This is a genomic window from Shewanella aegiceratis (assembly GCF_019457495.1).
In the GTDB taxonomy this organism is placed as follows: Bacteria; Pseudomonadota; Gammaproteobacteria; order Enterobacterales; family Shewanellaceae; genus Shewanella; species Shewanella loihica.
Genome location: NZ_CP080416.1, coordinates 1,116,513 through 1,141,890, shown reverse-complemented (window position 1 = coordinate 1,141,890; position 25,378 = coordinate 1,116,513). Strand labels below are relative to the sequence as shown.

The following is a 25,378-nucleotide window of genomic DNA, read 5'->3' as shown; positions in this document are numbered from 1 at the left end:
TAACGCTAGAGCCTACGCTTGAGTCGCTTCTCAATCTGGCGTTTCTCCCAGCTCGCCCCAAACAGGCTGAAGGGCTCGAATACCGAGATGGCGTGCAGCACCAGGCCGCCGCCCCATCCCAGTACCACCCACCAGACCCACATATAACCTGGGCTTATCATCAGATTCAGCAGGTAGAGAAGCGGCAAGACAATCGCCATGGTCACTAGGTTGCTGTAGAAGCCTTTCAGCTCTTTGACATATTCGATGGCGGCGCGCTCATCACTGCTGACCGGCGCCAGGCTCTCATTAACTGCTTCATCGGTTTGCTTGTCCATTGTCATACTCATATCCATCTCCTGTTGCAGCGCCTCCAGAGGCACCTCAAATACCGAAGCTAAAGATTTCAATGATTCGAGACTCGCCTTCTGTCCCCGCTCAAGACGCTGTATGGTGCGCACATTAAGCCCTGAATGCTGCGCCAGTTGCTCCTGCGACCAGGCCCGTTGAAGACGTAGTTTACGAATAATCATTGTTTTCCTTAACCCTCTGTTTAATTGGAGATGCCAGCTTAGCCCCGGGTAGTTTGTCCCACCACGGCGTTTAGCCGACTAATACACGACTTAAGCATGACTTTGATGAAACATCTGCACGACTCGAGCACGACACGCCTGCCGACTCAGACAAGAGAATAGCGCGACACGCGCGTGACTCGCCTTTAATTTCAACAGGTTAAATACAACAAAACCTGAGATGCGAACTAATCCACACTTAGTCGCTCGGCGCACTTACCCGCTTCTTGTCCCGACTACTTATCCCGACAACTTATGCCGACTACTTATCCCTGTTACTCGCCCCTAAATTCGGCGCCAATCTGGCTCACAGGATCTAGTCAAACAAAGCTTGTGCCAACACGCAAATTTGCCCGGCGGGTTATTCCACCGCCTCGCTATGTCTGGTATAGTGTCGCCTCAGCCACCCTACATAACTTAGGGCGAAATGACCATCTGCTTCGGCCATTTTGCCCCCCGAAATTGGAAATAAAGGCTGATGACTCAGTTTCAAGGTTCACACATCCTCTCGGTAAACCAACTCAATCTAGATGCCGTACAAGAGATCTTTAGCGTTGCATCGCGAATGACTCCCTATGCCCTCAGACGCAAACGTACCACGGTACTCGACGGCGCGATTCTGGGTAATCTGTTTTTCGAACCCAGCACCCGTACCCGGGTCAGCTTCGGCAGCGCCTTCAACCTGCTGGGCGGCAAGGTCAACGAAACCGTCGGCATAGGCACCTCGTCGCTCTCTAAGGGTGAGTCCCTGTACGACACCGCCCGTGTTCTATCTAGCTACTCAGATGTGATCGCCATGCGTCATCCCGATGCCTATTCGGTGCGTGAATTTGCCGAGGGTAGCCGAGTACCAGTGATCAACGGTGGCGACGGCCCGAACGAGCACCCGACCCAGGCGCTGCTGGATCTGTTCACCATACAGAAAGAGCTGGCCGCCGGTGGCCGCAGCATCAGTGGCATGCACATCGCCATGGTGGGCGATCTCAAGTTTGGCCGCACGGTACACTCGCTGTCGCGCCTGCTGTGCATGTACAAGGATGTGAGCTTCACCCTGATCTCACCAAAAGAGCTGGCAATGCCAGACTATGTGATCGATGACATTGAAAATGCTGGGCATAAGATCACAATAACAGATCAACTTGAAGGCAATTTAGATCAGGCTGATATACTCTACCTGACGCGTATTCAAGAAGAGCGTTTTCCTTCACAGGAAGAGGCCAACAAGTATCGTGGTAAGTTCCGCTTAAACCACAATATTTACACACAGCATTGCAAATCGAATACAGTGATCATGCATCCGCTGCCCCGCGATTCGAGAGAGCAGGCCAACGAGCTGGACAATGACCTCAACAGTCATCCAAACTTGGCCATCTTCAGACAGGCAGATAACGGATTGCTTATCCGCATGGCGCTGTTTGCGTTGACATTAGGTGTTGATTCACAGCTTGAACAGCACGAATGTCCGGTAAATTGGTATTCACAAAAAGCCGATTTTTAATCTGGCGACGACTTTAAAGGATCTAGAATGACCCGTTCTGAAACCCTATTTGAGCAGGCTAAGAAAACTATCCCTGGTGGCGTTAACTCACCCGTGCGTGCCTTCAACGGCGTGGGTGGTTCACCACGTTTCATCGAAAAAGCCGACGGCGCTTACATCTATGATGCCGACGGCAAGGCCTATATAGACTATGTTGGCTCTTGGGGCCCGATGATCTTGGGTCATAATCATCCAAAGATCCGTCAAGCCGTATTGGACGCGGTAGAGAATGGCCTCTCTTTCGGCGCGCCAACCGAGCTTGAAGTGCGCATGGCCGAGAAGGTAATCGAGATGGTGCCTTCGATGGAACAGGTTCGTATGGTGAGCTCAGGCACAGAGGCCACCATGAGCGCCATCCGTCTGGCACGCGGCTTTACCAATCGCGACAAGATCCTCAAGTTTGAAGGCTGCTACCACGGCCATGCCGACTGTCTGCTGGTAAAAGCGGGCTCTGGCGCCCTGACCCTAGGTCAGCCAAGCTCTCCGGGTATCCCGGAAGATTTTGCTAAGCACACGCTGACCGCGGTTTACAACGAGCTGGAATCTGTGAAGACACTGTTTGAACAGTACCCAGAAGAGATCGCCTGTATCATCCTTGAGCCAGTTGCCGGCAACATGAACTGCATCCCGCCAATTCCAGGCTTCTTGGAAGGTCTGCGCGCCCTGTGTGACCAGTATGGCGCCCTGCTGATCATCGACGAGGTGATGACAGGTTTCCGCGTCTCTAAGAGCGGTGCACAAGGCCACTACGGCATCACGCCTGACCTGACCACACTGGGTAAGGTGATCGGTGGCGGTATGCCAGTGGGCGCCTTCGGTGGCCGTAAAGAGGTGATGCAGTTCATCGCCCCTACCGGTCCTGTGTATCAGGCAGGTACCCTGTCGGGTAACCCTATCGCCATGTCGGCAGGTCTGGCGCAGATGGAAGAGCTGTGCGCCGAAGGCCTGTATGAAGAGCTGGCCGCCAAGACCCAGCGTATCGCCGAGGGCTTCAAGGCCGCAGCCAACAAGCATGGTATCCCGCTGAGCATCAACTATGTGGGCGGCATGTTCGGTTTCTTCTTTACCGAGCTGGAGCAGGTAACCCGCTTCGATCAGGTCACCCAGTGTGATGCAGAAGCCTTCCGCACCTTCTACCACGGCATGCTGGACGAAGGTGTTTACCTGGCGCCTAGCGCCTATGAAGCAGGCTTCCTCTCTATGGCGCACGGCGAGAAAGAACTGGAAGAGACGCTGGCCGCAGCGGATCGCGTCTTCGCCCGCATGGCTAAGTAATAGCTAGCGCCAGTCATTCGAACGCGCATTCGTAACGAAAGCAGAAAGGACGCCCAGGCGTCCTTTTTTATTGCCCTGCTTTACCCATAGCCTAGGCCTTTACTCACAGCCTAGGCCTTTACTCCTTGCCTCAGTCTTTGGCTTAAAGCCTAGGCCTTCGTCTCAATGCCAGTGCTCGCCCCACGCTTTGTCACTCAAATCGGCATGCCTCACATCTACCAATTTCGAGATGCTACACATCGATTCGCCTGGCAGGACGCAAATCGTAAACAATTTATTCCAACTTGATAGCCGCAACCAGTAGAGACTCTTGTGTATATGACAATCTTTAGTAGGATGCACTGAATCAAGTAAAGCCATAGGCGAGAAATCAGCAGCTTTCACCACAGATTTAAGGAATCAAAAAATATTCCGCTATTTCAAAAGCCTCGATGTGCGCGAGATCGCATTTTTAAGCGAAATTAGACTAAGGTAACACTTGCGTATTATCCCATCCTATGGTCAGATCGCCGCCTAACACAACAACCTTAACCAAACCTTGATGTAAATCATGCCGTCTCACCTCTGCCGGACGGGATTTACTATCAGCCGTAGGAACAAATGTATGCTCAACATTTTCCTGATCACACTTGCTGTGCTAGCGCTATTAAGCATTATTTTTGAAGAAGTTACCCACATTAATAAGGCTAAAACCACCCTCTTCTTTGGCTGTGTTGCCTGGATCACCCTGTTTGTTGCGGCGCGAGATCCCAGCCACCAGCACCTAGTGGCAGAGGAACTGGACCACAACCTGTTGGAAATCGCCACCCTCTGGCTCTTCCTGATGTCCACCATGACCTTCGTGGCCTATCTGAACGCCAAGGGCATGATTCAGATCCTGGTGCAGAAGCTGTTCCCCCAGAAGGTCTCTGTGCGCATGCTGATGATACAGGTGGCGCTCTTCTCCCTGGTGCTGTCGGCTATCTGTGATAACGTCACCGCGACCCTGGTTTCCCTGGGCTTGTTGACCACCTTCCAACTAGAGAGCCAGATGAAGCGCCGCATGTCGGTACTCATCATCTTCGCGGTAAACTCGGGCGGTGTGGCGCTGATCACCGGCGATGTGACAACCCTGATGATCTTCCTCGGCGGCCATGTCCATATCTCGCAGCTGCTTATGCTATTTATCCCGGCGGCGGCCAGTGTGATGCTGCTGGCGGTGCTCTTCTCGCTGAAGGCGGAAGGCTATGTGAGCACCACCCCCATCAAGCGCCAATACAGCAAGCTGGATGTGTTTATCGCCCTCATCTTCCTGATCACCATCATAATGACCATGGTGCTCAACATCTTCTTCGGTATTCCGCCTGTGCTGACCTTCCTGTCGGGCCTGTCGGTGATGTTCCTGATGGGCACGCTGCAGCGCAGCAACAAGGAAGAGCTACAGATCCTCGAATATATCCGTCAGGTAGAGTTCGAAACCCTGCTCTTCTTCCTGGGGATCTTGCTGCTCGTAGGCATGCTAAAAGAGATTGGCACCCTGCATCTGCTGACCGAGGTCTATGCCAAGTTTGACCCTAACATCTCTAACTTCGTGACGGGTATTGGCTCGGCAATTCTGGATAACGTACCGCTCACCGCGGCGCTGTTGAAGGCCGAACCTGTGCTTAACACCCCAGAGTGGCTGGGCCTCACCTACTCTGTAGGCGTGGGCGGCTCCCTGCTGGTGATTGGTAGTGCGGCGGGTATCATCGCCATGAGTAAGGTGAAAGAGCTCACCTTCGTCACCTACCTCAAGTATGTGCCTGCGCTGGCTCTGTGTTACACCTGTGGTTATGGTCTGACGTTGCTACTGGCCTACGAGTTCTTTGGCTAGGCACTCTTTGCCTAGACATTCTTTGTTTAGGCACTGAGACCAAACAAGACTCAAACGAAAAAGGCGATGAATGATTCATCGCCTTTTTTACATCTGCTAAGTTTACGTCTACTGACTTTGCCTCAGCTGAATTTATATCAGCTATACGCCTAGATAGCGGGCACCTTAAACTCGGTACCGGCCACCTCTAACACCACATCCCTCGGGCGTATCTCGACAATCTTCAGCTTGCCGCCAATCATGTCACCCTGTTGCAGCTCGGCGCCATCCACATTCAGCCAGCGGTTCTTAGGATCGTTGGCATAGACATGGGCCAAAATATTAAACTCGGGCACCTGTAGCTGAATCCCCGCCGGTAGCTGGCCATACTTGGGCAGCTCATCGGGCTGGGCCGCCGGAATAGGATCCAGCTTAGGCTGAGTCACAGGCGTGGCGACGGCGTTCTCCTTCTCCACCTCCTTGAGCGCCGCCTCGAAGGCAGCCACCAGCTTGCTGGTATCCTTCACCACTGGGCGCTGCTGGGCTTCTGGCTCTGCTTGTTGCTCACTTGCTTGGTCGAAAGCCTCTGCTAAGTCTTGATTTGCGCGCTGCTCCTCAACGTAAGCAGCGTCCAGGCCGACATCGGCCGCCGCCTCATCCACCTGCGCCTTTAGAGAGCTGAGCAGCTCTCGCCCACGCTGGTTGGCGTTGGCACCTAAGATGATCGGCTCCTCGGCACTCTGGTTGTTCGCAAAGCTCTGGTTATTCAAATTGCTAGTATTCGCAAGGCTAGTGTTTACACCGCTTTGCGCGGACTGCTGACGCCTTGGCTGAGTGGTAGATGCAGTCAAGGGTTCACTCGTCCGGGCTTGAACGCTGGGGCGCTCCACCGGCAATGGCAGGGCAACCTTACCCGCCAGCTTGATGCCTGTCTGAGGATTCTGCTCAAGAGAAGGCTGGCCAGTCTGCTGTTCAGTCGCGCGCTGCTGTTGGGGCTGTTGCTGGGGCTTAGTTTGTATCTGCACCCCAGTGGTTTGTTGGCTAGCAATGTTAGATACGTTAGATACCGATGCGGCCTGCTTTTGCGCGCTCAGCTCTCCCTGCCCACTGAGCACCCAGGCGAGGGCGATGGCTCCGCCAAGGCCAGTACCTAACAAGCCTAATTTGACGACCAGAGGCCACTTGGGCTGCATCGCTTCATACTGGGCCCTTGGGGTGATCACAGGGTCTAGCTGTTGATCTTGCTGTTTCGCGCGGGTCACCGCATCGAGAAGGATAGACATCAGTAGCGTCCCTCGCCTTGCACTCTTCCCTGCAATCCCACTTGCTGCTCCTGCAATCTCGGGCCCTTATCGCTGAGGTAGAGATTGAGCTGTACTAAGGTCTGGCTACCGGCGATGGCATCGGCGCGCAGGCCATGCTGACGCTGGAAGTCCATCAGGGATTGCTCCAGCTCGGCATCGAAATAGTCGACCAGACGGGCGGGCTTGTTCTGGATCTGCGCCAGGGCATTCTCCAGCCACTGTATCTGCGCCGGCGCCGAGCCTCGGCCTATCTCCTTAGGCTGATAGCTTGGTGCCTGCCACAAGAGCTCGAAGGTGCCGGCAAAGTGGCGAGTAAACCAGTCTCTGTCGACCCAAAGCTGCTGCTCAGCCAGCTGCAGCAACAGCTGCTCGCCCTGGCGGGACACGACGGTACCGTAGAAGGGCTCGCCGCGCTCATCCTGTAAATAGACCACGGCTGGATAGTTGAGGCGTACCAAGGAGTGCCAGTTACCCTGCTGCTGGAAGCAATCCAGCCCCTGCTGCTTAGCGGACTGACAGGCGGTCAGGCCGACATAAGGCGCCTTATCCCACAGGCCGAGTATGGCGGCGTAGGCGGTGTCTATACTGCGGCTCTGACCGATCGCCTGACGCAATATGCGCTGATCGGCGCTCAGGCTGGCATTGCTCTCTTCGACTTGGCGGCTTGCCAGATTGGTTTGAGTTTGGAGCTGAGTTTGTTGCTTGACGGCTTGTGAATGGTTCTGATTAGCCTGCTGCCCACCTGTCGCTGTCGGCTCATTGGCCTGCACTGCGCCAGTCTGGGCTATGCTGGCCTCAGCTATACCGCCCTGCCCCTGCAGGTTAAAGAAGTAGAAGGCGCCAGCAAAGGTCGCCAGGATAATCGTTGCGGCCGTCACCGGCCACAGTAGTTTGCGTTGCTTGAGCTCCTCGCCCAGGACTTCGCTGGCGGCGGTTCTCACCATGTTGGCGTCGATAGGCACCTTAGACTGGGCATAACCTGCCATCAGCGCGCGCTCACACAAGAGGTTAATAAGTCGCGGGATGCCGCCACTATATTGGTGGAGCGTCTTGATGGCGCTGCGGTGAAACAGCGGCTCGTGACGTCCGGCTACCTGTAGCCTGTGCTGCACATAGAGGGCAATCTCCTGCTGAGTGAGGGGAAGCAGGTGATAACGCGCCGTGATGCGCTGGGCCAGCTGTCTGAGCTCCTGACGCTTGAGCAGTTGTTGCAGCTCTGGCTGACCGATTAGGATCACCTGCAGTAGCTTCTTGGTATCAGTCTCCAGGTTGGTCAGCAGCCTGAGCTGTTCCAGCACCTCGGCCCGCAGATGCTGCGCCTCGTCGATGATAAGGACGGTATTGCGCCCCTTCTCATGGTTGGCCAGCAGGAACTGACTCAGCTTATCGGTGAGCTGTTTCAGGGTGGGCGACTCACCATAATGCACCCCGAGTTCATCACATAAGGTGGCCAGCAACTCAAGCTCGGTCAGTGAAGGATTGAGGATAAAGGCGGTATCGGTATTTTCGGGCAGTTGGTTGAGCAGGCAGCGCGACACTGTGGTCTTTCCTGTGCCCACCTCGCCGGTTAACAAGACAAAACCACCAGTTTCACCCAATCCATAGGTTAAATGAGCCAACGCCTCACGATGCCTGTCACTCAGGAACAGATAATGAGGGTTGGGTGCGATAGAAAACGGGTTATCGCTAAGTCCGTAAAACGCCTTGTACATGCCGTCTCAGTCCCAAAATAGTAATGACGGTTCAAATTAATCCCTAGGGGAGACGTTGTCAAAAATTCCCCCCAAATAATTGCGCCAAAGCAGCGCCTCGAGCCTGCTATCTAAGCCGCGAAAGGATGCGATTTAACAACTTGCCATGATAAGCTTAAGCCAATACAAAGATTTCCCTTGGTGAGACGTGAAGATCTATTTAGTTGGCGGCGCCGTCCGCGACCAGTTACTCAATATTCCCATTAAAGATCGTGACTACATGGTGGTGGGTGCAACGGTGCAAGAGATGCTCGACAAAGGCTATCGCCAGGTGGGTAAAGACTTCCCCGTGTTTCTCCACCCTAAGACTCAGCAGGAGTATGCCCTGGCGCGCACAGAGCGTAAGACAGGCGTAGGCTATGGCGGCTTTAGCGTCTACGCGGCGCCGGATGTCACCCTGGAGGAAGACTTGCTGAGGCGGGATCTCACCATTAACGCCATCGCCCAGGATGAAACGGGACGAGTCTTCGACCCCTATGGCGGTCAGGCCGATATCGAGCAGCGCCTGCTCAGGCATGTGTCGGACGCCTTCGTCGAAGATCCGCTGCGGGTGCTCAGGGTCGCCCGCTTCGCCGCACGTTTTCAGCCGCTGGGCTTCAAGGTCGCCCAAGAGACCATGGCGCTGATGCAACGCATCGCAGCAAGCGGTGAGCTCGAGGCGCTAACGCCTGAGCGGGTATTTCAGGAGCTGGATAAGGCGCTAACCACAGAGGCGCCCCAGGTGTTCTTCGAGGTGCTCAGAGAAGCTGGCGGTCTGGACATACTTTTTCCCGAGATAGAAGCCCTGTTTGGCATCCCTCAGCCAGAGCAGTGGCACCCAGAGATAGATACCGGCATACACACCCTCATGGTGCTTGAGCAAGCCGCCAGACTCAGCCAAGACAAGCAGGTGCGCTTCGCCGCCCTGGTACACGACCTTGGCAAGGCGCTGTCGCCTAAGGAACATCTGCCGAAACATCACGGCCATGGCCAAAAAGGCCTGCCGCTCATTCGCGCCCTGTGCGAGCGCTTTCGCGTCCCCAACGACTACCGGGATCTGGCTCTCTTGGTGAGCGACCAGCATCAGAACATCCACAATGCCTTCGAACTGCGAGCCGAGACCATAGTCAAGCTGTTCGACAAGGCCGATCTCTGGCGTAAGCCCGAGAGACTGCCGCAACTCCTGCTGGCCTGCGAAGCCGACAGCAAGGGACGCACAGGCCTGGAGGAGCGTCCATACCCCCAAGGGGCCTATGTGCAGCACTGTTTTGAGCTTGCGCGCGACGTGGCGATAAAACCTATCATAGAGGCGGGATTTAAGGGCGCAGACATCAAGGCGGAATTACACAAGCAAAGGGTCGAAGTCATCGAGCAGTACAAGCGAAAAACCGCCGTAAATGCAAAGCCATAGCTAATCGAAGGTTAAGTTTTAGTGATCATTAGCCAAAATTTGAGCAAAAACCCTCGACAAGCTTGATTTTGCACAATCATGAGATATTGTATTACGACCTTAGGGTGAAAATTCATAGCAAAATAAAATGGCTATGACATAATTAACCAGTTGCAGTTGTACTTTTCGGCTGCTCCAACTCAATCCAACTTATTTAAAGGGATTTCCCAATGAACAAAAAAGTACTGATGATTGCTGGCGTAGCAATGACTGCCCTTCTTGGTGGTTGCGCAAACACTACTGCTCTAGAAGAAAGCGTTGCTAACCTAGGCAACAAAGTTGATCAATTATCAGCTGAAGTTAGCTCTCTGAAGTCTGAGCAAGGTGCTCTTGCTGCTGACGTTAAAGATGCAAAAGCTGCTGCGATGGACGCACAAGCTGAAGCTAAGCGTGCTAACGACCGCATCGACAACATCGCTTCTTCTTACAAGAAGTAATTTGTCTGTATCGGCAACACGTCTGTGTTGCCGATATGTTTTCCCCCACTGCGTTAACTTTCAATTCTCTCCTAAGCTCGTCATCCCCCACTCTTCATCTCAAATATCTCTGACTCAGCTCATCCTCTAAGCTTTTCCTCTAAGCTTTCTAAACCTACTGTATCTTAGTTTTCATTTTGGCCTGTAGCACCTAATCACGAACGGAAATTTAAGACACTCACTCCAGACCTCCACTAAAAAACGCCCACAAAAAAGGCGCCCTATGGACGCCTTAGTGATAATCATCGGTCACTCAAACCTAAGCTGCTAATCTAAGCTTCTAAAATCTAGGGAGTGATCTCTAAATCCTGAGCCGCCGTCAGCGGTGGATGTGAGATCACCATAGGGATGCCGTTCTGGGTCAACAGGGCATCGTTTGCCTTGGTGTTATCGACGCTTTCCTGGCTGATAAACTTCACCACCTTGCTGCTCAGGCTGATCACCTTCTCACGGGGCTGATCTTCCGTCTTAGACAGGGGCGAATGCACCTCGATGATCTGACGGCCGTCGGGCTCGGTAGCAATCTTCACCGTTTGATTGATCACCCGCACGCTATCGCCATATTTGGCCTGGTGGAACAGCCACTCGATATCATCTGGGTTGAGTCTGATACAGCCGGCGCTGACGCGCATACCGATACCAAAATCCTTGTTAGTGCCGTGGATCAGGTAGCTGCCATCGCCATAGGAGAGCTGCATGGCGTACTTACCCAGTGGGTTATCCGGGCCAGCAGGCACCACGCGTGGCAGTACCTCACCGCGCTCACGCAGATGCTCGGCGCGCAAACTCGCCGGCGGTGTCCAGCTCGGATTAGGGATACGCGCCTTGATCTTGGTGGTCATCTCTGGGGTTTCACGACCGATACGGCCAATGCCCACGGGGAAGACATGCACCTCGCGGCCATTCTTTGGAAAATAGTAGAGACGCAGCTCCGGCAGGTTGATCACAATGCCCTTGCGCGGCACGTCCGGCAGCAGCATCTGAGTGGGGATCACCAACTGGGTGCCCGGAGTCGGCAGGAAAGGATCCACCCCGGGATTGGTTTCCATCAACTCCAAGATACCGATATTGTACTTATCGGCGATGGTTTTGAAGTAGTCGCCCTTCTCGACCACATGGGTCTGCAGCTCGCCGATGAGGCGGCCGCCATTGGCCGGCAGGGAATAGACATTAGCAAGTAACTGCAGTGGTGCGAGACTCAAGATGAGCAACAGCAATTTACGCATCATCAAAACGGTTTTCCAAAAATCGAGTTAAAGGTTTGGCTCAAAGGGTAACCCGAGCCGCCGGGATTTTCTAGTGGTGAATAAATGTACTTTCACCTAAGCATCTTTCGTCGCCAGGGTGAGATAGAGATCTATCTCCAGCGCCGCAAAATCCTGCTGGGCGATCTGCCGCTTTATCTTATCGTTGGCCCGCCAGGCAAAGGGGGTCATCTCCAGCAGCGTCAGCGCCTGCTCGCCGCTGAGCGCCAGGGAATAAGTAATGCGCTCGCTCGCCATAAGGGTGACACCTTTTGGCTGCTGCGGCTCACCGCCTTTCTCGGTTAAGTTAGGATAGATAAACTCTCTTATCTGCCACAGGTGACGGGGGCCCGGCGATAACCAGATAAAGGTGCCACCAGGTTTAAGCACCCGCAGGGGCTCCTTGCCTTTAAGCGGCTTATCGAACAGGCTCACCAGATCGAAGCTGGCATCGGCGAAAGGCAGAACCTTGAGCTGGCTCTGAACCAGATTGGCTTCAGGCTGGGCCTTCGCCGCCACAAACAGGGCGTTCTCCGCCTCGGCGACGCCTGTCTGTTCAAAGGCTTGGCCAAGCGCGTTAAACACACCAGCCAGTGCCCGCAGGTAGTAGCCCTCGCCGCTGTCGACATCCAGATGCGACAGCGTGGCATCACTCGGCAATCGCTCAGTTAGCTGACGCTGAATGGCCTCGACCACGGGGGCGAAGATACCCGATTCCAACAGGAAGTGTTTGGCACGCATCAACTGGCGCGAATCGATATGGGGCTTCTTGGGCTGACTGAACACCCAGTAACCCTGCGGCCCCTTATCGAAATGGTGCTTGTTGGCGCAGTGCAGCCCCTGGCTGCCTTGGTGCACCAACAGCGGCGCCTGGCAGAGGGGACACAAGTAATGACTTTTCATTGGGCTCTCTTAATAACTTAACTTAGCGGCTATCAGGCAAAAATCACTACACACAGGATAGCCCCTAAGGCGAGACGATAGATAACGAAAGGCGTCATCCCCATGCGGCTGATGATCTTCAGGAAGTAATGGATACAGAGATAGGCGGCCACAAACGACAGCGCCGTACCCAGGATCAGCGCCTGATAATCGATCGCCTCCTGACTGGAGAGCAGATCTTTCACCACTAATATGGCCGCGCCCAGACTGACGGGCACAGACATGAGAAACGAGAAGCGCGCCGCCGCCTCACGGCTTAGGCCCAGCGCCAAGGCCGCGGTAATGGTCGCACCTGAGCGTGAGGTGCCTGGGATAAGCGCCATCGCCTGGGCGAAGCCGATCAGTAGCGCCTTCTTCCAGCCCACCTGAAACTCGCTAAAGCCTTCACGGTTTAACTTATCCGCCCACCACAGCAGCAGACCGAAGACTATAGTCGTTGTCGCGATCACCTCGATATTTCTCAGGTGAGTCGAGATGAAGTCTTTGGCGGTAAAGCCAAAGATCACCGCGGGAATGGTTGCCAGAATGATCCACCAGGCCAGCTTGCTCTCCTGGGTCTGCTGACGCGTCACCAGGCTGCCGGTCCAGGCGGTAAACATGGAGAAGAGCTCACGGCGAAAATAGATCACCACGGCGAGCAGAGAGCCGGTATTCACCGCTACGTCGAAGGTCAGCCCCTGGTCCTGCCAGCCAAGCAGCTGGGCGGGTAAGATGAGGTGGGCAGAGCTAGAGATAGGTAAAAACTCAGTCAGGCCTTGGATAAGGGCCAAGACTATTACCTGAAAAATATCCATGATTATCCTTTACGATTTGGGTCGGCTAATGAAATTAATAAGACCATTGAAATTCGACAGGCCACAGCTTCTGCTGCGACTTATCATAATTATCCCATAGGGTCTGATAAGAAAGCTGCGCCACGGGATGGACCCGCTCGGGGGCGATCTCCGCCAGCGGCCAGAGCACGAAGGCGTTGGTGGTGATCTCGGCGCGCGGCAGTACTATTGGCGTCTCGGTCACCAAGTCGTCATAAAGCAGCAGGTCGAGATCTAGGGTGCGAGGGCTAAACTTCTTTGCCCCCGGCAGCCGGCCATTATCCGACTCTATCTGCTTAAACAGCGCCACAACCTCGGTGATACCAAGCAGGGTATCGGCGGCGACCACCATGTTAAGAAAATTGCTGCCATCGAAACCGACCGCCTCGCTCTCAAATACGCTGGAGAGGCACAGGTTATCGAAATGGCTGCTTAAGGCCTTGAGGGCGGCGTTAAAATAGCCCTCAGGGTGAATATTACTGCCAATGCTGATGAAGATGCGTGCCATAAGGTTACAGATGACCTCGCTCTATTTCGACACCCACGGCCTGCGCGCTGGGCACGGCGCCGGGCTTCATCACCCTCACCTTCACCCAAGGCACGTCAAACTCATCCATCACACAGTCGGCGCAGATCTGCGCCACCGTCTCGATGAGTTCTATCGGCTTCTCGGTGATCAGGGCCGTGAGCCGATTAGAGACGGTCTCGTAACACAGGGCATGTTGATAGTCGTCGTTGGCAGCCGCCAGGCTGTTGTCCCAGGCCATCTCGAGGTCGATCAGCAGGTTTTGATGGATCTGCTTTTCCCACTCGTAAATACCGATCACGGTTTCGACTTTCAGCTGTGATATAAGTACCTTGTCCATGATGCCTCCCGATAGGCAAAAAATTAGGTAATAGAAGAGGTCTAATAAGCTACAAGGACCAATATGGTTATAATGCCCCGGATCACACAGATATCTGTGATTTCCCCTTTCGTGCAGCCGAAAACCCAAGTAGGATAAGCGACTGTAATGACAACGAATCAGGGATAGGAATACGGATGCCAAAATCGCCCGTTATCATTACATGGCCAATCAACCAGTGCGTAAAATACAAGGTTTAGTCAGCCGCCTCAATAACTAGGGCGGGATAATACCTTAAGAAGGATAAGGAAACCAATTTGAGCTTAACGCTGCTGACTCTAGCGATGATATTGACCGCCTACCTGGCAGGCTCGATATCCAGTGCCGTGCTAGTTTGTCGACTCAGAGGGTTACCCGATCCTCGTAGCCAAGGCTCAGGCAATCCAGGCGCAACCAATGTGCTGCGTATCGGTGGCGCCAGCGCCGCCGCCATGGTGTTACTGTTCGATATGCTCAAGGGCGCGGTGCCCGCCTATGTCGCCTTCCGTCTCGGCGTCGATGCAGTATCCCTCGGGGTGATCGCCATCGCCGCCTGTCTGGGCCATATCTTCCCCATCTTCTTTAAGTTTAAGGGCGGCAAGGGCGTCGCGACCGCCTTCGGCGCCATGGCGCCCATAGGTGCCGATCTGTCTCTGGCACTGATCGCCACCTGGGTCATAGTGGTACTGATCTGCCGCTACTCATCACTGGCCGCCATAGTCACCGCCCTGCTGGCCCCCGCCTACACCTGGTATTTCGACGAGCGCTTTACCGTGCCCGTGGCCATGCTCTCCTTGCTGATCATCATACGCCACAAGGAAAACATTCATCGCCTGCTCAAGGGCGAAGAGTCTAAGGTATCGCGCAAAAAGCGCACCGACGGCAACTAAGTCTTATCCCAATTAACCCGCACAATAGCTAACCCATACAATAGCTCAGCAGTTATCTCAGCCTTTCGCTTAAGCAAAATCATACGTTCAACGAATACAAAAAAGCCCTTCGTAGGAAGGGCTTTTGGCGCAACGATAAGGAGCGAGTTGATTAGACCGGCGGTAGCGAGTCCAGCGGCCAGCGGGGCATTCCCTTCACCGCTAGCGGTTCTAGCTGGTCGGCCTTGAGTCGCTGCATGCCGGCATAGGCGATCATGGCGCCATTATCGGTACAAAACTCGCCCCTCGGGTAGTAGACCCTACCACCGAGCCCCTGCATCATCTCCGCCAGGCTCTCGCGCAGACGACTGTTGGCACTCACGCCACCGGCGATCACCAGACGGTTATAGCCGGTCTGTTTCAGGGCGCGTTTACACTTGATGGCCAAGGTGTCGACCACGGCTTCTTCGAAGGCGCGGGCGATGTTGGCACGGGTCTGCTCATCGTCCGGCTCATCGGCGATGGTATTGGCGGCAAAGGTCTTCAGGCCTGAGAAGCTAAAGTCCAGCCCTGGACGGTCTGTCATCGGGCGCGGGAAACGGTAGCAGTTAGGCTCGCCCTGAGCCGCCAGCTTGGCGAGTCTTGGTCCACCAGGATAATCCAGCCCCATCAGCTTAGCCGTCTTATCGAAGGCTTCACCGGCGGCGTCATCCACAGATTCGCCCAGCACCTGATAGCGACCTATCCCCTCGACCGCCACCATCATAGAGTGACCGCCTGAGACCAGCAGCGCCAGGAATGGAAATTCCGGCACATCCTCTTCCAGCATAGGCGCCAGCAAGTGGCCTTCCATATGATGCACGCCCACCGCGGGTTTGCCCCAGGCAAAGGCCAGCGAGCGGCCGACGCAGGCCCCCACTAACAGGGCGCCCACCAGGCCAGGGCCCTTGGTATAGGCGATGGCATCGATATCATCTTGAGTGCAGTTAGCCTCTTTCAGGGCTTGCCTTATCAGCGGGATGATCTTGCGTACATGGTCGCGCGATGCGAGCTCAGGCACTACTCCGCCGTAATCGGCGTGTAGTTTCACTTGACTGTAAAGTGCATGAGATAACAGGCCTTTTTCGTCATCATAGACGGCGATACCTGTCTCATCACAAGATGTCTCTATACCTAAAACTCGCATTTTTCCTCATCACGCTAAATAAAGTGGCGGCCAATTTTACCTGCTTGCCCGCGGAAATACCAATGGATTGCACACTCACCTAGTATCGCCCGACGATCCCGGCCGAGCCCAGACTTGATGGGGCATGCACCAGGCGCCCTCAACTGGTCGGTCACGATATAGACACAAGGAAATGCTAAACTTAAGGACGTTGCCCCGAAAAAGGATCCCGAAAGGATCGCTACAAGGGGGTTTACAAAAGGTCGACAGTCGGTATAGAATTCCGCACCATTTTTAAATTAACTTGGGTTAAGAAATTAACTCAATACAAACTACACCTAAGGGGTGATGGCGTATGCCAATTATTAAAGTACGTGAGAATGAACCATTTGACGTAGCTCTACGTCGTTTCAAGCGCTCTTGTGAAAAAGCTGGTATCCTAGCCGACGTTCGTGCTCGTGAATTCTACGAGAAGCCAACTACTGCACGTAAGCGCGCTAAAGCTGCTGCAGTTAAGCGTCTTGCTAAGAAGCTTTCTCGCGAAAACGCGCGTCGCGTACGTTTATACTAATCTCTTATGAGCCTAGTTGATCAGCTAAAAGACCAGATGAAAGAAGCCATGCGCGCCAAAGATAAGGTGCGTCTGGGTACGATTCGTATGGCGCTGGCTGCCATCAAACAGATCGAAGTGGATAACCGCGAGACGCTGAATGATGATCAAGCCATAGCTGTCTTAACCAAAATGGTTAAACAACGTCGCGACTCTATCGCTCAATATGAAGCGGCAGGTCGTGACGAACTAGCCCAAGCAGAAGCCGGAGAGATTCGAGTCCTCGAGACTTTCCTGCCTAAGCCTCTTTCTGAAGAAGAGGTTGCCGAGCTAGTCGATGCCACTATCCAAGAGGTAGGCGCATCATCCATGGCGGATATGGGCAAAGTAATGGGAGCATTGAAACCTAAGGTACAAGGGCGAGCCGACATGGCGTCAATTGGCGCTCTGATCAAGGCAAAACTCAAGTAATCTTAAGTTCAATGTATGAATGAGCCGTGCCTACGCACGGCTTGTTTGTTTCTACTCTTTCGGTTTAATTTCGCGAAAAGGCGGCATTTATACAGCAATGGCGATACCTCGTGAGTTTATCAATGAGCTTGTAGCTCGCACCGATATAGTCGATCTCATCGACGCCAAGGTCCCCCTAAAAAAGGCGGGCAAAAATCATTCTGCCTGTTGCCCCTTCCATAGCGAAAAGTCACCCTCTTTTACCGTCAGCAGAGACAAACAGTTTTATCACTGCTTCGGCTGTGGCGCCCATGGAAATGCCATCGATTTCGTCATGGAATATGACAGGCTCGACTTTGTCGATGCCATCGAGGAACTCGCCGGCCGTTTAGGCCTTGAAGTCCCCAGAGAGCAAGGCACAGGCAAACGACGCGACGAAGGCTTAAGCCGTGACCTCTACCAGCTGATGGAAGAGGCCAGCCGCTACTTTCAAAGCCAGCTGAAACAGCACACAGACAAGCAGAAGGTGATCGACTACCTCGCCCACCGTGGTCTCTCCGATGAGGTGATCGAGCACTTCAACATCGGCTTCGCCCCCGATGGTTGGGATGGCCTTTTAGGACGTTACCGACAAAACCAGGATGCCCAGGACAAGCTGCTCACCGCCGGTATGGTGATTGAGAACGACAGCGGCAAGCGTTACGACAGGTTCCGTGACCGCCTCATGTTCCCCATTCGCGATCGCCGCGGCCGAGTAATTGGCTTTGGCGGCCGAGTCTTAGGTGACGGCACGCCGAAATACTTGAATTCGCCAGAAACGCCCATATTTCATAAGGGCTATGAACTCTATGGCCTGTATGAACTCAAACAGAGACACAGGGATCCCAGTCAGATCCTGATTGTCGAAGGCTATATGGACGTGGTGGCCCTGGCACAATTTGGCGTCGACTATGCGGTTGCCTCTCTGGGCACCTCGACCACGGCGGATCAATTTCAGTTGTTGCTGCGCAGCGCCAAAGAGGTGATCTGTTGTTACGACGGCGACAAGGCAGGTACCGAGGCGGCCTGGCGGGCACTTGAAACCGCCCTGCCGCTGCTCAAGCCCGGCGACCAGGTAAAATTTATGTTCTTGCCTCAGGGGGAAGATCCCGACTCGCTGGTGCGTCAGATAGGCAAACCGGCCTTCGAGCAGCTAATCGCCGAGGCCAAGTTACTACCGGAATTTCTGTTCGATACCTTAGCCAGCCGCTATGGCACGGACAAGGGCACCCTGGCCAAACAAGCCATGAGCCTGATAGAGAAAGTACAAGACACAGTTCTGCAGAGCCTTTTGCTTGAGAATCTCGCCTATAAGCTCGGCATGAACAGTGCAGAAGAATTGCAGCGTAAGCTTGGCTTTAAACGCATTGACGCACATAAGCCCCTGCAAAACAAAGCGCTTAAGGGACGCGGTACCCCACTGCGACTAGCCATCGCCCTGTTGGTACAGCACCCGCACCTAGGCAATAACCTGCCGGTGCAGCCTGCGCTAAAACATATCAAGATGGCTGGCATAGATTTGCTCAGCCTCTTACTCGACAGAACTCGCGCCGAGAAGGTCAACAGCGCACAACTACTTGAACAGTTCAGAGGTGACGAACAGCTAGACACCCTGAAGAAATTAGCCCAATGGGAGCATCAAGTGGCGGATGAAAACCTTCAGCAAGAGTTCAAAAAAGCCCTGATTTGGTTGAATAATCAATATATTGAGCAACGTTATCAGGAATTGAGCTTAAAACAGCACCATACTAAAGAAGAGCGGATGCAACTTAAAAAGCTCATCGCAGTAATCCAAGGGCAAGCTTAGAGCAAAATTTGTCTCACAAAGTAAACACTTGGACTAGCACAGCACAGTGCACACGGCTATAATTGACGATTTGCGCGGCACACAATGCCCGTCGTTGTAACAGTTACCCAACTTGGATGATATCTATGGAGCAAACTCCGCAGTCGCAACTTAAATTGTTGCTTGCCAAAGGTAAAGAGCAAGGTTATTTAACCTATGCAGAAGTGAACGATCACTTGCCTGCAGATATGGTCGATTCTGACCAGATCGAAGATATTATCCAGATGATTAATGACATGGGTATTCGCGTCTATGAGCAGGCGCCGGATGCCGATGAGATCATGATGTCTGAAGACAGCACCGATGAAGATGCTGCCGAAGAAGCTGCCGCGGCTCTGGCTACGGTTGAAGCTGAACTGGGTCGTACCACAGATCCCGTGCGTATGTACATGCGCGAGATGGGTACGGTAGAACTTCTGACCCGCGAAGGCGAAATCGTAATCGCCAAGCGTATCGAAGAAGGTATCAACACGGTTCAGGCGTCTGTAGCCGAATATCCTCAAGCGATCGCCATGATCCTTGAGCAGTACGATCGCTACGAAGCTGAAGAAGTCAGACTATCAGACATTATCTCTGGATTTGTTGACCCTAATGCCGAAGACATGGCGCCGACGGCGACCCATATCGGCTCGGAATTGTCGGACGACGATCTCGACGACGAAGATGACGAGGGCGATGACGAGGACGAAGACGGCGATGAAGAAGATTCGCCAAAAGGCCCGGATCCGGAAGAAGCGCGCGAGCGTTTCACCCAGCTGCGTGAAGCACACGAAAAAGCCTTAAAAGTGATTGAACTTAAAGGTCGTGAACACCCAGAAGCGACTGCCGCCCTGTTCGACATTGGCGAGATCTTCAAAGAGTTCCGTCTGGTACCTAAGCAGTTCGACCGCCTGGTGAAGAACATGCGTGAAATGATGGACAAGGTGCGTATTCAAGAGCGCCTCATCATGAAGCTGTGTGTCGAGCAGGCCAAGATGCCGAAGAAGAACTTCGTTAAGGTCTACACCTCTAACGAGAGCAGCATCGAATGGTTCAACGAAGAGATTGCCGCCAAGAAGCCTTATGCCGAAGGGCTAGAGATGGTTGCCGAAGACGTTCAACGTTGCCGCGCCAAGCTCGACGCCATCGAGAATGAAACCGGTCTGGCTATTGCCGCCATCAAGGATATCAACCGTCGCATGTCTATCGGTGAAGCCAAGGCTCGCCGCGCTAAGAAAGAGATGGTTGAAGCTAACCTGCGTCTGGTAATTTCTATCGCGAAGAAATACACCAACCGTGGCCTACAGTTCCTGGATCTGATCCAGGAAGGTAACATCGGCCTGATGAAGGCGGTAGACAAGTTTGAATACCGTCGTGGTTACAAGTTCTCGACCTATGCAACCTGGTGGATCCGTCAGGCGATCACGCGTTCGATTGCCGACCAGGCACGTACCATTCGTATCCCGGTGCATATGATTGAGACCATCAACAAGCTCAACCGTATCAGCCGTCAGATGCTACAAGAGATGGGACGCGAGCCGTCACCGGAAGAGCTGGCCGAGCGCATGTTGATGCCGGAAGATAAGATCCGCAAGGTACTCAAGATTGCCAAAGAGCCTATCTCAATGGAAACCCCTATCGGTGATGATGAAGATTCGCATTTAGGTGATTTCATCGAGGATACTACCCTCGAGTTGCCATTGGACAGCGCCACAGGTGAGAGCCTGAAGAACGCTACCCACGAAGTGCTCGCCGGCCTGACCGCCCGTGAAGCCAAGGTACTGCGTATGCGTTTCGGTATCGATATGAACACCGACCACACCCTAGAGGAAGTGGGCAAGCAGTTTGACGTGACCCGTGAGCGTATTCGTCAGATCGAGGCTAAGGCACTGCGTAAGCTGCGTCACCCGTCTCGCTCAGAGATCTTGAAATCCTTCCTGGATGAATAGACTCGCTAGCAGCGTCTAAAACAGAGCAGAAAAGCCAGCCACAGTGCTGGCTTTTCTATTTTATGCCCCTGCTTATAAGCCGATTGAACAACAGATAAGCAGTTGAATTCAAAGTTCAGAATTCTTGCCAGATCGGTGGTGACAAGCGCTTTTAAACCTCGTATACTTCTTTGCGCTTTCGATAGTGACGACTATCTTAAGTCGGCCCCTTAGCTCAGTTGGTTAGAGCACACGACTCATAATCGTTAGGTCCACAGTTCAAGTCTGTGAGGGGCCACCAATTCAAACAAAAAAGCCTGCATCTTGCAGGCTTTTTTGTTATTCGGGCTCTCTCAGCTTATTCTCACTAAAACTAGCTCGACGCGCCTAGCTTGAAACATCGCGAGTCGCCTCCTGTTCGAGCATGAAGCGCAAGAGATCCGATTGGCGTTTCAACAGCATCTGATTCTTAACCCTTGCCTGGGTGACCACGGCATTGAGCGGCTTATGGATAAAGTCCACCGCGCCCAGCACAAATCCGCTCACCTCCTGCTCCTCGTCATGATGAGCCGAGACAAAGATCACTGCAATCTCCTGGGTGCCAGGTTCAGATTTCAAACGGCGACAGACCTCGAAGCCGGACATGCCCGGCATCTCGATATCCAGGAGCAAGAGATCCGGCTTGAAACTATGACACAAGGCCAGCGCCTCCTGACCACTCAGGGCCGTGGCTATCTCATATTCCTGGCTCAAGAGCTGCCTGAGTATGATGATATTGACCTGCATATCATCGACGATCAGTATTCTCCCCTTACGAGAAAACACTAATGGAGACATATCGTTATTCAGTTCCATTATCTACCTATCGGCATTTTTTATTGAAACTCCCTAAGTCTGAGCGGACGCGTTTTGTACCTCATCCTTGGGCTCGAGCGTCTCCTGCAGCCGCTCCATCAGCTTGGCATAGCAAGGTTTTATTACCCCGAAGAGTAGATTCAACTTATCACAGTTCTTCATCTTGGCCTCCATCTCCAGGCTTAAAAACTGCTCCTGTAGCTGGATGGCACCTATGCTGCTGGAGAGTCCCTTGAGACCATGGCTGAGCTGACGCACCTTCTCATAATCCTTAGCGGCGATCGCCTCCTCCAGCTCGCCAACTTGTGCCGGCGACGTGTCGTGATACATCTGGCAGATCTCGGCAAACAGCACCTCATTGTTCATCAACCGGCTAAGGGCCAGTTGACGGTTCCAGACATAGTCCTCATCCTTCACCTGGATCTCCTCATGGGGCGCGGCCTCAACTAAGGTGGGCAAGTCACCAAACTCACAGACAGAGATCAGCCAATCGATCACCTTCTCCTGCAGGCGCTCGGCCACGATAGGCTTGGTGATGTAGTCATTCATGCCCGCCTCGATGCACTTGTCACGCTCGCCCATCATGGCACTGGCTGTCATGGCAATAATGGGCGTATCGACAAACGCCTCGCCCGCCTCTCCGGCACGGATCGCCCGGGTGCAGTCATAGCCATTGAGGATCGGCATCTGACAGTCCATCAAGATGCAATGCACGCCCAGCCCCTCTTGCTCGCACTCCCTCAGCCTGGTCAACGCCTCCTGACCATTGATGGCCCTGACAAATTCCAGTGGCAGCTCGGACAAGATCCCCAGGGCAACCTCTATGTTGATCTCATTATCATCGACTACCAGCACCCGAGCACCTTTGATGCGATGGGCCTCCTCCTCAGAGATTATCTGAGTCACTTGGGGATGAACTTGTTCGACGCCAGAACTCACTTTGGGCGCGCCAAACTTCTGCATAAATTCGGAGAAGAGTAGCGGATTATTGAGATACTCAAGCTCAATATTTCTCAGCGCCTTATTGCCATCGGCGCTCTTTTGAAACGCCAACACTCTCGGCAGTCGCTTATGAGTCGCCGTCAGTGTCGGCCAGAGGCTGTCGAGATCGGTAAGCAGGGAGTGACGCTGCTCGACGATTAACACATGGGGCAGAATATCGGGCACAGGAGCATCCTGATTGAGCCAGTCGCGTATGGGCGAGCCCGGTAGCAGCTTACCACCGAGCCGGGCAATTGCCGCCTCGACGCAGGCCTGCTGCGCCTCATTCACCAGCAAGACGCTACAGGTCATCTCGTGCAGCAGCGCCTCGGGCGCCATCAGCTTAAACTCGCCCTGATGCAACACCATGGTGAAGATGAAGCAGCTCCCCTGCCCTTTGTGGGACTCGAAACTCATCTTGCCGTTGAGTAATTCGCTGAGTTCCTTACAGATAGAGAGTCCCAGCCCTGTGCCACCATACTGGGCCGCAATACTCGAGGTGGCTTGAGAGAAAGCGGTAAACAGCTTGGCCTGATTCTCCTCGGCGATCCCTATCCCTGTGTCAGACACCTCACAGATAAACTCTAGCTCCCCCGTCTCTCGCAGGCGGCTGTGGGCCCTGACCTTGATATAGCCATGGTCGGTAAACTTGATGGCGTTGTTTATCAGATTGGTGAGGATCTGGGTGATCCTGTGGGGGTCGCTGTCTATGCTCTGGCAGCGAAGGTCGACCACATCGATGACAAACTCTATTCCCTTCTCCTGGGCCTTCACCGCCATGCTGCTGCAGACACTCTCGATCAGGTTGAGGGGATTAAAGCTGCTCATGTCTAAATCCAGCTTGCCCGCCTCTATCTTAGAGAGATCCAGCACATCGTTAATCAGCGCAGAAAGGGTATTAACGCTCACCTCGGCCATCTCCAGGTACCTCGCCTGGCGCTCGGTAAGCGAGTCTTTACGCACCAGATTCAGGGTACCTACTATGCCATTTAGCGGTGTGCGCATCTCATGGCTGATGTTAGAGATGAAGCTGCTCTTGACTAGGCTGGCTTTCTGCAGCTCCTGGGTTCTTATCGCCACCTTCTTCTCGAGCTCGGCGTTCACCAGCTGGATCTTCTTGGCGGCCTGCTTCTCGATGGAGACATCGCGTATGATGATGGCCACGCCCAGGCCATGCTTGTTCTCCCCTAAGATGGGCGAAACCGACACATAGAGATCGACGATGCGCCCCTCGTTCAGCGGCAGCTCGGCGTCCAGATTAAGCGTCTTGTTACCCTGATTGGCCTTTGAGACCAAGGCCGCCAGGTCGACCTCGGGCAAAAGCGCCAGCTGATTGATAAAGTGGCCCTTGGCATAGTCGGCGTCATAGCCAAACAGTAACTCGGCGGCGCGGTTCCAGTTGTTGACCACGCCGCTGGTACCCACGCCTATGATGGCATCCTTGGAGCCATCGATGATCGCCGCCGACTGCGCCTTCTCCTTGGCCAGCGCCTGACTGCTGCGAGCACTGCGCCCCAGTATGATGACCACAAACAGAAACAAGACTCCCACAGCCAACATGAAGCTGTAGACACTGATGCGCCGGGATACCGCGAGTTCCTGCACATATTGCTTGGGCGCCATTAGGGTCGCGGTAAGCCTACCGCTCTGGGCATCGTTAGAGAGCGTAATGGCGCGCCGATAGGCATAATAGGGCTTATTATCGTGATAGCTGTCGAGCACCAACTCGAAGTTACGCTTAAGTGTCTTGCTCTGCTGATAATGTTTATCCCACACCAGGTCTGGATGCAGGTCGCGGCTAAAACGCATCTCCTCATCAGGATGCACCAAGAAATAGCCATCGCTGTCGGTCAGCACAAGCTCTATGGGCGCAGGCACCAGGCGCTTGAAAGAGGAGAGTAGATCGTTGGCATTGATGTTGACGATAAGCAGGCCGAAGCGACCGCCATTATCATCGAAGATCGGGGTTGCCAGACGCAACATGGGGCGGTAGGGATAATCTATCTTGCCAAACTCACGGTTTAAGTTGATGGGCGAGGTATAGATCTCCCCCTGCTGCAGATCTTTACTGGCCTGAAAATAATCCCGCCCCTGCTTATTTTGTAGATTCGTATCATCTATCACCTGCACGGCGCCGCCGCGCCGGTCTACCCGGATAAGCTCCATGCCATCACTGCTCAATATGCGCAGCTGTTCATACTCGCGATTGTTCTGTAAGAAGGCAACGAAGATGGTTTCCAGTCGGTGACGCCACTGGTCGTAGCGGGTCTCGTCCACAGGATCGATCCCCTGATTATTTCTGGCCCGGGAGAGGCCGGAGATAGGCGGGGTCTCAAACAGAAAACGTAGGTTGTTGAAGTAACGATTAAGCCTGTCCTGGGCCTGGTTGTTGACCTGCTCGCTCTGGGCCTCGAGATCCGAATGCAGATTACCAACAATATTCTGATTTAATTGAGATTCGAAGCTGGCGATGATGACAAGCGCCACCACAAGCACCAGCATGGAGGCGGCCAGCAGCAGTGAGCGTCCGCCAAAGAGAGAAGATAAGCGTGAAATCTGTCGCACCATGGACTATAACTCCTTTTACTATCCAGCCTCAGTAACACACTGTTAATCAGCCAATACGCTTTCAGCATAAGCGATAAACTGCGCGGCGCTCTATCGGAGACTATGGTCATTT

At 53.8% G+C, this 25,378-nt stretch carries 21 protein-coding genes and 1 tRNA gene; 11 read left to right on the top strand and 11 right to left on the bottom strand.

Translation table 11 applies throughout. The features are described from left to right. Positions 1-5: 5 nt before the first annotated feature. Positions 6-512, bottom strand: coding sequence for a 2TM domain-containing protein (locus tag K0H80_RS05055; RefSeq protein WP_220073316.1), 507 nt, complete (start codon positions 510-512; stop codon positions 6-8). 517 nt (positions 513-1,029) lie between these two features. On the opposite strand from K0H80_RS05055, the gene K0H80_RS05050 reads away from it, so the two are divergent. The 3 genes from K0H80_RS05050 to nhaD all read left to right on the top strand — a co-directional run bounded on the left by K0H80_RS05050 (position 1,030) and on the right by nhaD (position 5,215). Next, entirely contained in the window at positions 1,030-2,049 is a 1,020-nt protein-coding gene (locus tag K0H80_RS05050) for an aspartate carbamoyltransferase (protein ID WP_011864817.1), read from the top strand. A 27-nt stretch (positions 2,050-2,076) separates the two neighbouring features. Continuing rightward, entirely contained in the window at positions 2,077-3,363 is a 1,287-nt protein-coding gene (gene hemL / locus K0H80_RS05045) for a glutamate-1-semialdehyde 2,1-aminomutase (protein WP_220073315.1), read from the top strand. Positions 3,364-3,967: 604 nt separating this feature from the next. Next, on the top strand, positions 3,968-5,215 hold the full coding sequence (nhaD, locus tag K0H80_RS05040; RefSeq protein WP_011864815.1) for a sodium:proton antiporter NhaD: 1,248 nt from the start codon (positions 3,968-3,970) through the stop codon (positions 5,213-5,215). A 149-nt stretch (positions 5,216-5,364) separates the two neighbouring features. Here the strand turns inward: nhaD and K0H80_RS05035 are convergent, their stop codons facing one another. Then, positions 5,365-6,477: a general secretion pathway protein GspB gene (locus tag K0H80_RS05035; RefSeq protein WP_220073314.1), complete on the bottom strand. Its 1,113-nt coding sequence runs from the start codon at positions 6,475-6,477 to the stop codon at positions 5,365-5,367. After that, positions 6,477-8,210 (bottom strand): ExeA family protein, encoded by a 1,734-nt coding sequence (locus K0H80_RS05030; protein ID WP_220073313.1) that lies wholly within the window; start codon positions 8,208-8,210, stop codon positions 6,477-6,479. Before K0H80_RS05030 ends, K0H80_RS05035 begins: the two co-directional genes overlap by 1 nt. Positions 8,211-8,397: 187 nt before the next feature. On the opposite strand from K0H80_RS05030, the gene K0H80_RS05025 reads away from it, so the two are divergent. Further along, positions 8,398-9,639 (top strand): multifunctional CCA addition/repair protein, encoded by a 1,242-nt coding sequence (locus K0H80_RS05025; RefSeq protein ID WP_220073312.1) that lies wholly within the window; start codon positions 8,398-8,400, stop codon positions 9,637-9,639. Between the two features lie 209 nt (positions 9,640-9,848). After that, positions 9,849-10,115 carry an Lpp/OprI family alanine-zipper lipoprotein gene (locus K0H80_RS05020; protein ID WP_011864811.1) on the top strand — a complete coding sequence of 89 codons (267 nt, stop codon included), beginning with the start codon at positions 9,849-9,851 and terminating at the stop codon, positions 10,113-10,115. Positions 10,116-10,441: 326 nt separating this feature from the next. Here the strand turns inward: K0H80_RS05020 and K0H80_RS05015 are convergent, their stop codons facing one another. The 5 genes from K0H80_RS05015 to folB form a co-directional block, all read right to left on the bottom strand. Continuing rightward, a complete protein-coding gene (locus tag K0H80_RS05015) occupies positions 10,442-11,383 on the bottom strand; it encodes a L,D-transpeptidase family protein (protein WP_220073311.1) in 942 nt (313 codons plus the stop codon). Between the two features lie 93 nt (positions 11,384-11,476). Next, positions 11,477-12,301, bottom strand: a complete 825-nt coding sequence (locus K0H80_RS05010) for a putative RNA methyltransferase (RefSeq protein ID WP_220073310.1) — start codon at positions 12,299-12,301, stop codon at positions 11,477-11,479. A gap of 32 nt (positions 12,302-12,333) precedes the next feature. Beyond that, positions 12,334-13,134 carry an undecaprenyl-diphosphate phosphatase gene (locus K0H80_RS05005; RefSeq protein ID WP_220044510.1) on the bottom strand — a complete coding sequence of 267 codons (801 nt, stop codon included), beginning with the start codon at positions 13,132-13,134 and terminating at the stop codon, positions 12,334-12,336. A gap of 34 nt (positions 13,135-13,168) precedes the next feature. Next, a complete protein-coding gene (gene folK / locus K0H80_RS05000; RefSeq protein ID WP_220073309.1) occupies positions 13,169-13,660 on the bottom strand; it encodes a 2-amino-4-hydroxy-6-hydroxymethyldihydropteridine diphosphokinase in 492 nt (163 codons plus the stop codon). 4 nt (positions 13,661-13,664) lie between these two features. After that, entirely contained in the window at positions 13,665-14,018 is a 354-nt protein-coding gene (gene folB / locus K0H80_RS04995; protein ID WP_011864806.1) for a dihydroneopterin aldolase, read from the bottom strand. A gap of 296 nt (positions 14,019-14,314) precedes the next feature. Between folB and plsY the strand changes: the two genes are divergently transcribed. Then, positions 14,315-14,926, top strand: coding sequence for a glycerol-3-phosphate 1-O-acyltransferase PlsY (plsY, locus tag K0H80_RS04990; protein WP_011864805.1), 612 nt, complete (start codon positions 14,315-14,317; stop codon positions 14,924-14,926). A 151-nt stretch (positions 14,927-15,077) separates the two neighbouring features. Here plsY and tsaD read toward each other — a convergent pair whose 3' ends face one another. Next, positions 15,078-16,091, bottom strand: a complete 1,014-nt coding sequence (tsaD, locus tag K0H80_RS04985) for a tRNA (adenosine(37)-N6)-threonylcarbamoyltransferase complex transferase subunit TsaD (RefSeq protein ID WP_011864804.1) — start codon at positions 16,089-16,091, stop codon at positions 15,078-15,080. A 334-nt stretch (positions 16,092-16,425) separates the two neighbouring features. Between tsaD and rpsU the strand changes: the two genes are divergently transcribed. From rpsU to K0H80_RS04960, 5 genes are all read left to right on the top strand, one after another. Next, on the top strand, positions 16,426-16,641 hold the full coding sequence (gene rpsU / locus K0H80_RS04980; RefSeq protein WP_006080725.1) for a 30S ribosomal protein S21: 216 nt from the start codon (positions 16,426-16,428) through the stop codon (positions 16,639-16,641). A 6-nt stretch (positions 16,642-16,647) separates the two neighbouring features. Further along, the gene (locus K0H80_RS04975; RefSeq protein WP_011864803.1) at positions 16,648-17,091 is read left to right on the top strand and encodes a GatB/YqeY domain-containing protein; all 444 of its coding nucleotides are present in this window, start codon (positions 16,648-16,650) and stop codon (positions 17,089-17,091) included. Positions 17,092-17,188: 97 nt separating this feature from the next. Next, positions 17,189-18,916: a DNA primase gene (dnaG, locus tag K0H80_RS04970; protein ID WP_220073308.1), complete on the top strand. Its 1,728-nt coding sequence runs from the start codon at positions 17,189-17,191 to the stop codon at positions 18,914-18,916. A 125-nt stretch (positions 18,917-19,041) separates the two neighbouring features. Further along, positions 19,042-20,883 (top strand): RNA polymerase sigma factor RpoD, encoded by a 1,842-nt coding sequence (rpoD, locus tag K0H80_RS04965; protein WP_220044506.1) that lies wholly within the window; start codon positions 19,042-19,044, stop codon positions 20,881-20,883. Positions 20,884-21,086: 203 nt separating this feature from the next. Continuing rightward, positions 21,087-21,163 (top strand) — tRNA-Ile (locus K0H80_RS04960). 86 nt (positions 21,164-21,249) lie between these two features. Here the strand turns inward: K0H80_RS04960 and K0H80_RS04955 are convergent. Next, positions 21,250-21,717, bottom strand: coding sequence for a response regulator (locus tag K0H80_RS04955; RefSeq protein WP_258406180.1), 468 nt, complete (start codon positions 21,715-21,717; stop codon positions 21,250-21,252). Between the two features lie 33 nt (positions 21,718-21,750). Then, positions 21,751-25,266, bottom strand: coding sequence for an ATP-binding protein (locus tag K0H80_RS04950; RefSeq protein WP_220073307.1), 3,516 nt, complete (start codon positions 25,264-25,266; stop codon positions 21,751-21,753). Positions 25,267-25,378: the final 112 nt, after the last annotated feature.

Coding starts and splice junctions, on each gene's coding strand:
- hemL (WP_220073315.1), top strand. CDS start 2,077: ATGACCCGTTCTGAAACCCTATTTGAGCAGGCTAAGAAAACTATCCCT.
- K0H80_RS04955 (WP_258406180.1), bottom strand. CDS start 21,717: ATGGAACTGAATAACGATATGTCTCCATTAGTGTTTTCTCGTAAGGGG.
- tsaD (WP_011864804.1), bottom strand. CDS start 16,091: ATGCGAGTTTTAGGTATAGAGACATCTTGTGATGAGACAGGTATCGCC.
- K0H80_RS04950 (WP_220073307.1), bottom strand. CDS start 25,266: ATGGTGCGACAGATTTCACGCTTATCTTCTCTCTTTGGCGGACGCTCA.
- K0H80_RS05030 (WP_220073313.1), bottom strand. CDS start 8,210: ATGTACAAGGCGTTTTACGGACTTAGCGATAACCCGTTTTCTATCGCA.
- dnaG (WP_220073308.1), top strand. CDS start 17,189: ATGGCGATACCTCGTGAGTTTATCAATGAGCTTGTAGCTCGCACCGAT.
- K0H80_RS05055 (WP_220073316.1), bottom strand. CDS start 512: ATGATTATTCGTAAACTACGTCTTCAACGGGCCTGGTCGCAGGAGCAA.
- K0H80_RS05010 (WP_220073310.1), bottom strand. CDS start 12,301: ATGAAAAGTCATTACTTGTGTCCCCTCTGCCAGGCGCCGCTGTTGGTG.
- K0H80_RS04975 (WP_011864803.1), top strand. CDS start 16,648: ATGAGCCTAGTTGATCAGCTAAAAGACCAGATGAAAGAAGCCATGCGC.
- K0H80_RS05050 (WP_011864817.1), top strand. CDS start 1,030: ATGACTCAGTTTCAAGGTTCACACATCCTCTCGGTAAACCAACTCAAT.
- folK (WP_220073309.1), bottom strand. CDS start 13,660: ATGGCACGCATCTTCATCAGCATTGGCAGTAATATTCACCCTGAGGGC.
- K0H80_RS05020 (WP_011864811.1), top strand. CDS start 9,849: ATGAACAAAAAAGTACTGATGATTGCTGGCGTAGCAATGACTGCCCTT.
- rpsU (WP_006080725.1), top strand. CDS start 16,426: ATGCCAATTATTAAAGTACGTGAGAATGAACCATTTGACGTAGCTCTA.
- nhaD (WP_011864815.1), top strand. CDS start 3,968: ATGCTCAACATTTTCCTGATCACACTTGCTGTGCTAGCGCTATTAAGC.
- folB (WP_011864806.1), bottom strand. CDS start 14,018: ATGGACAAGGTACTTATATCACAGCTGAAAGTCGAAACCGTGATCGGT.
- K0H80_RS05005 (WP_220044510.1), bottom strand. CDS start 13,134: ATGGATATTTTTCAGGTAATAGTCTTGGCCCTTATCCAAGGCCTGACT.
- K0H80_RS05035 (WP_220073314.1), bottom strand. CDS start 6,477: ATGTCTATCCTTCTCGATGCGGTGACCCGCGCGAAACAGCAAGATCAA.
- K0H80_RS05015 (WP_220073311.1), bottom strand. CDS start 11,383: ATGATGCGTAAATTGCTGTTGCTCATCTTGAGTCTCGCACCACTGCAG.
- rpoD (WP_220044506.1), top strand. CDS start 19,042: ATGGAGCAAACTCCGCAGTCGCAACTTAAATTGTTGCTTGCCAAAGGT.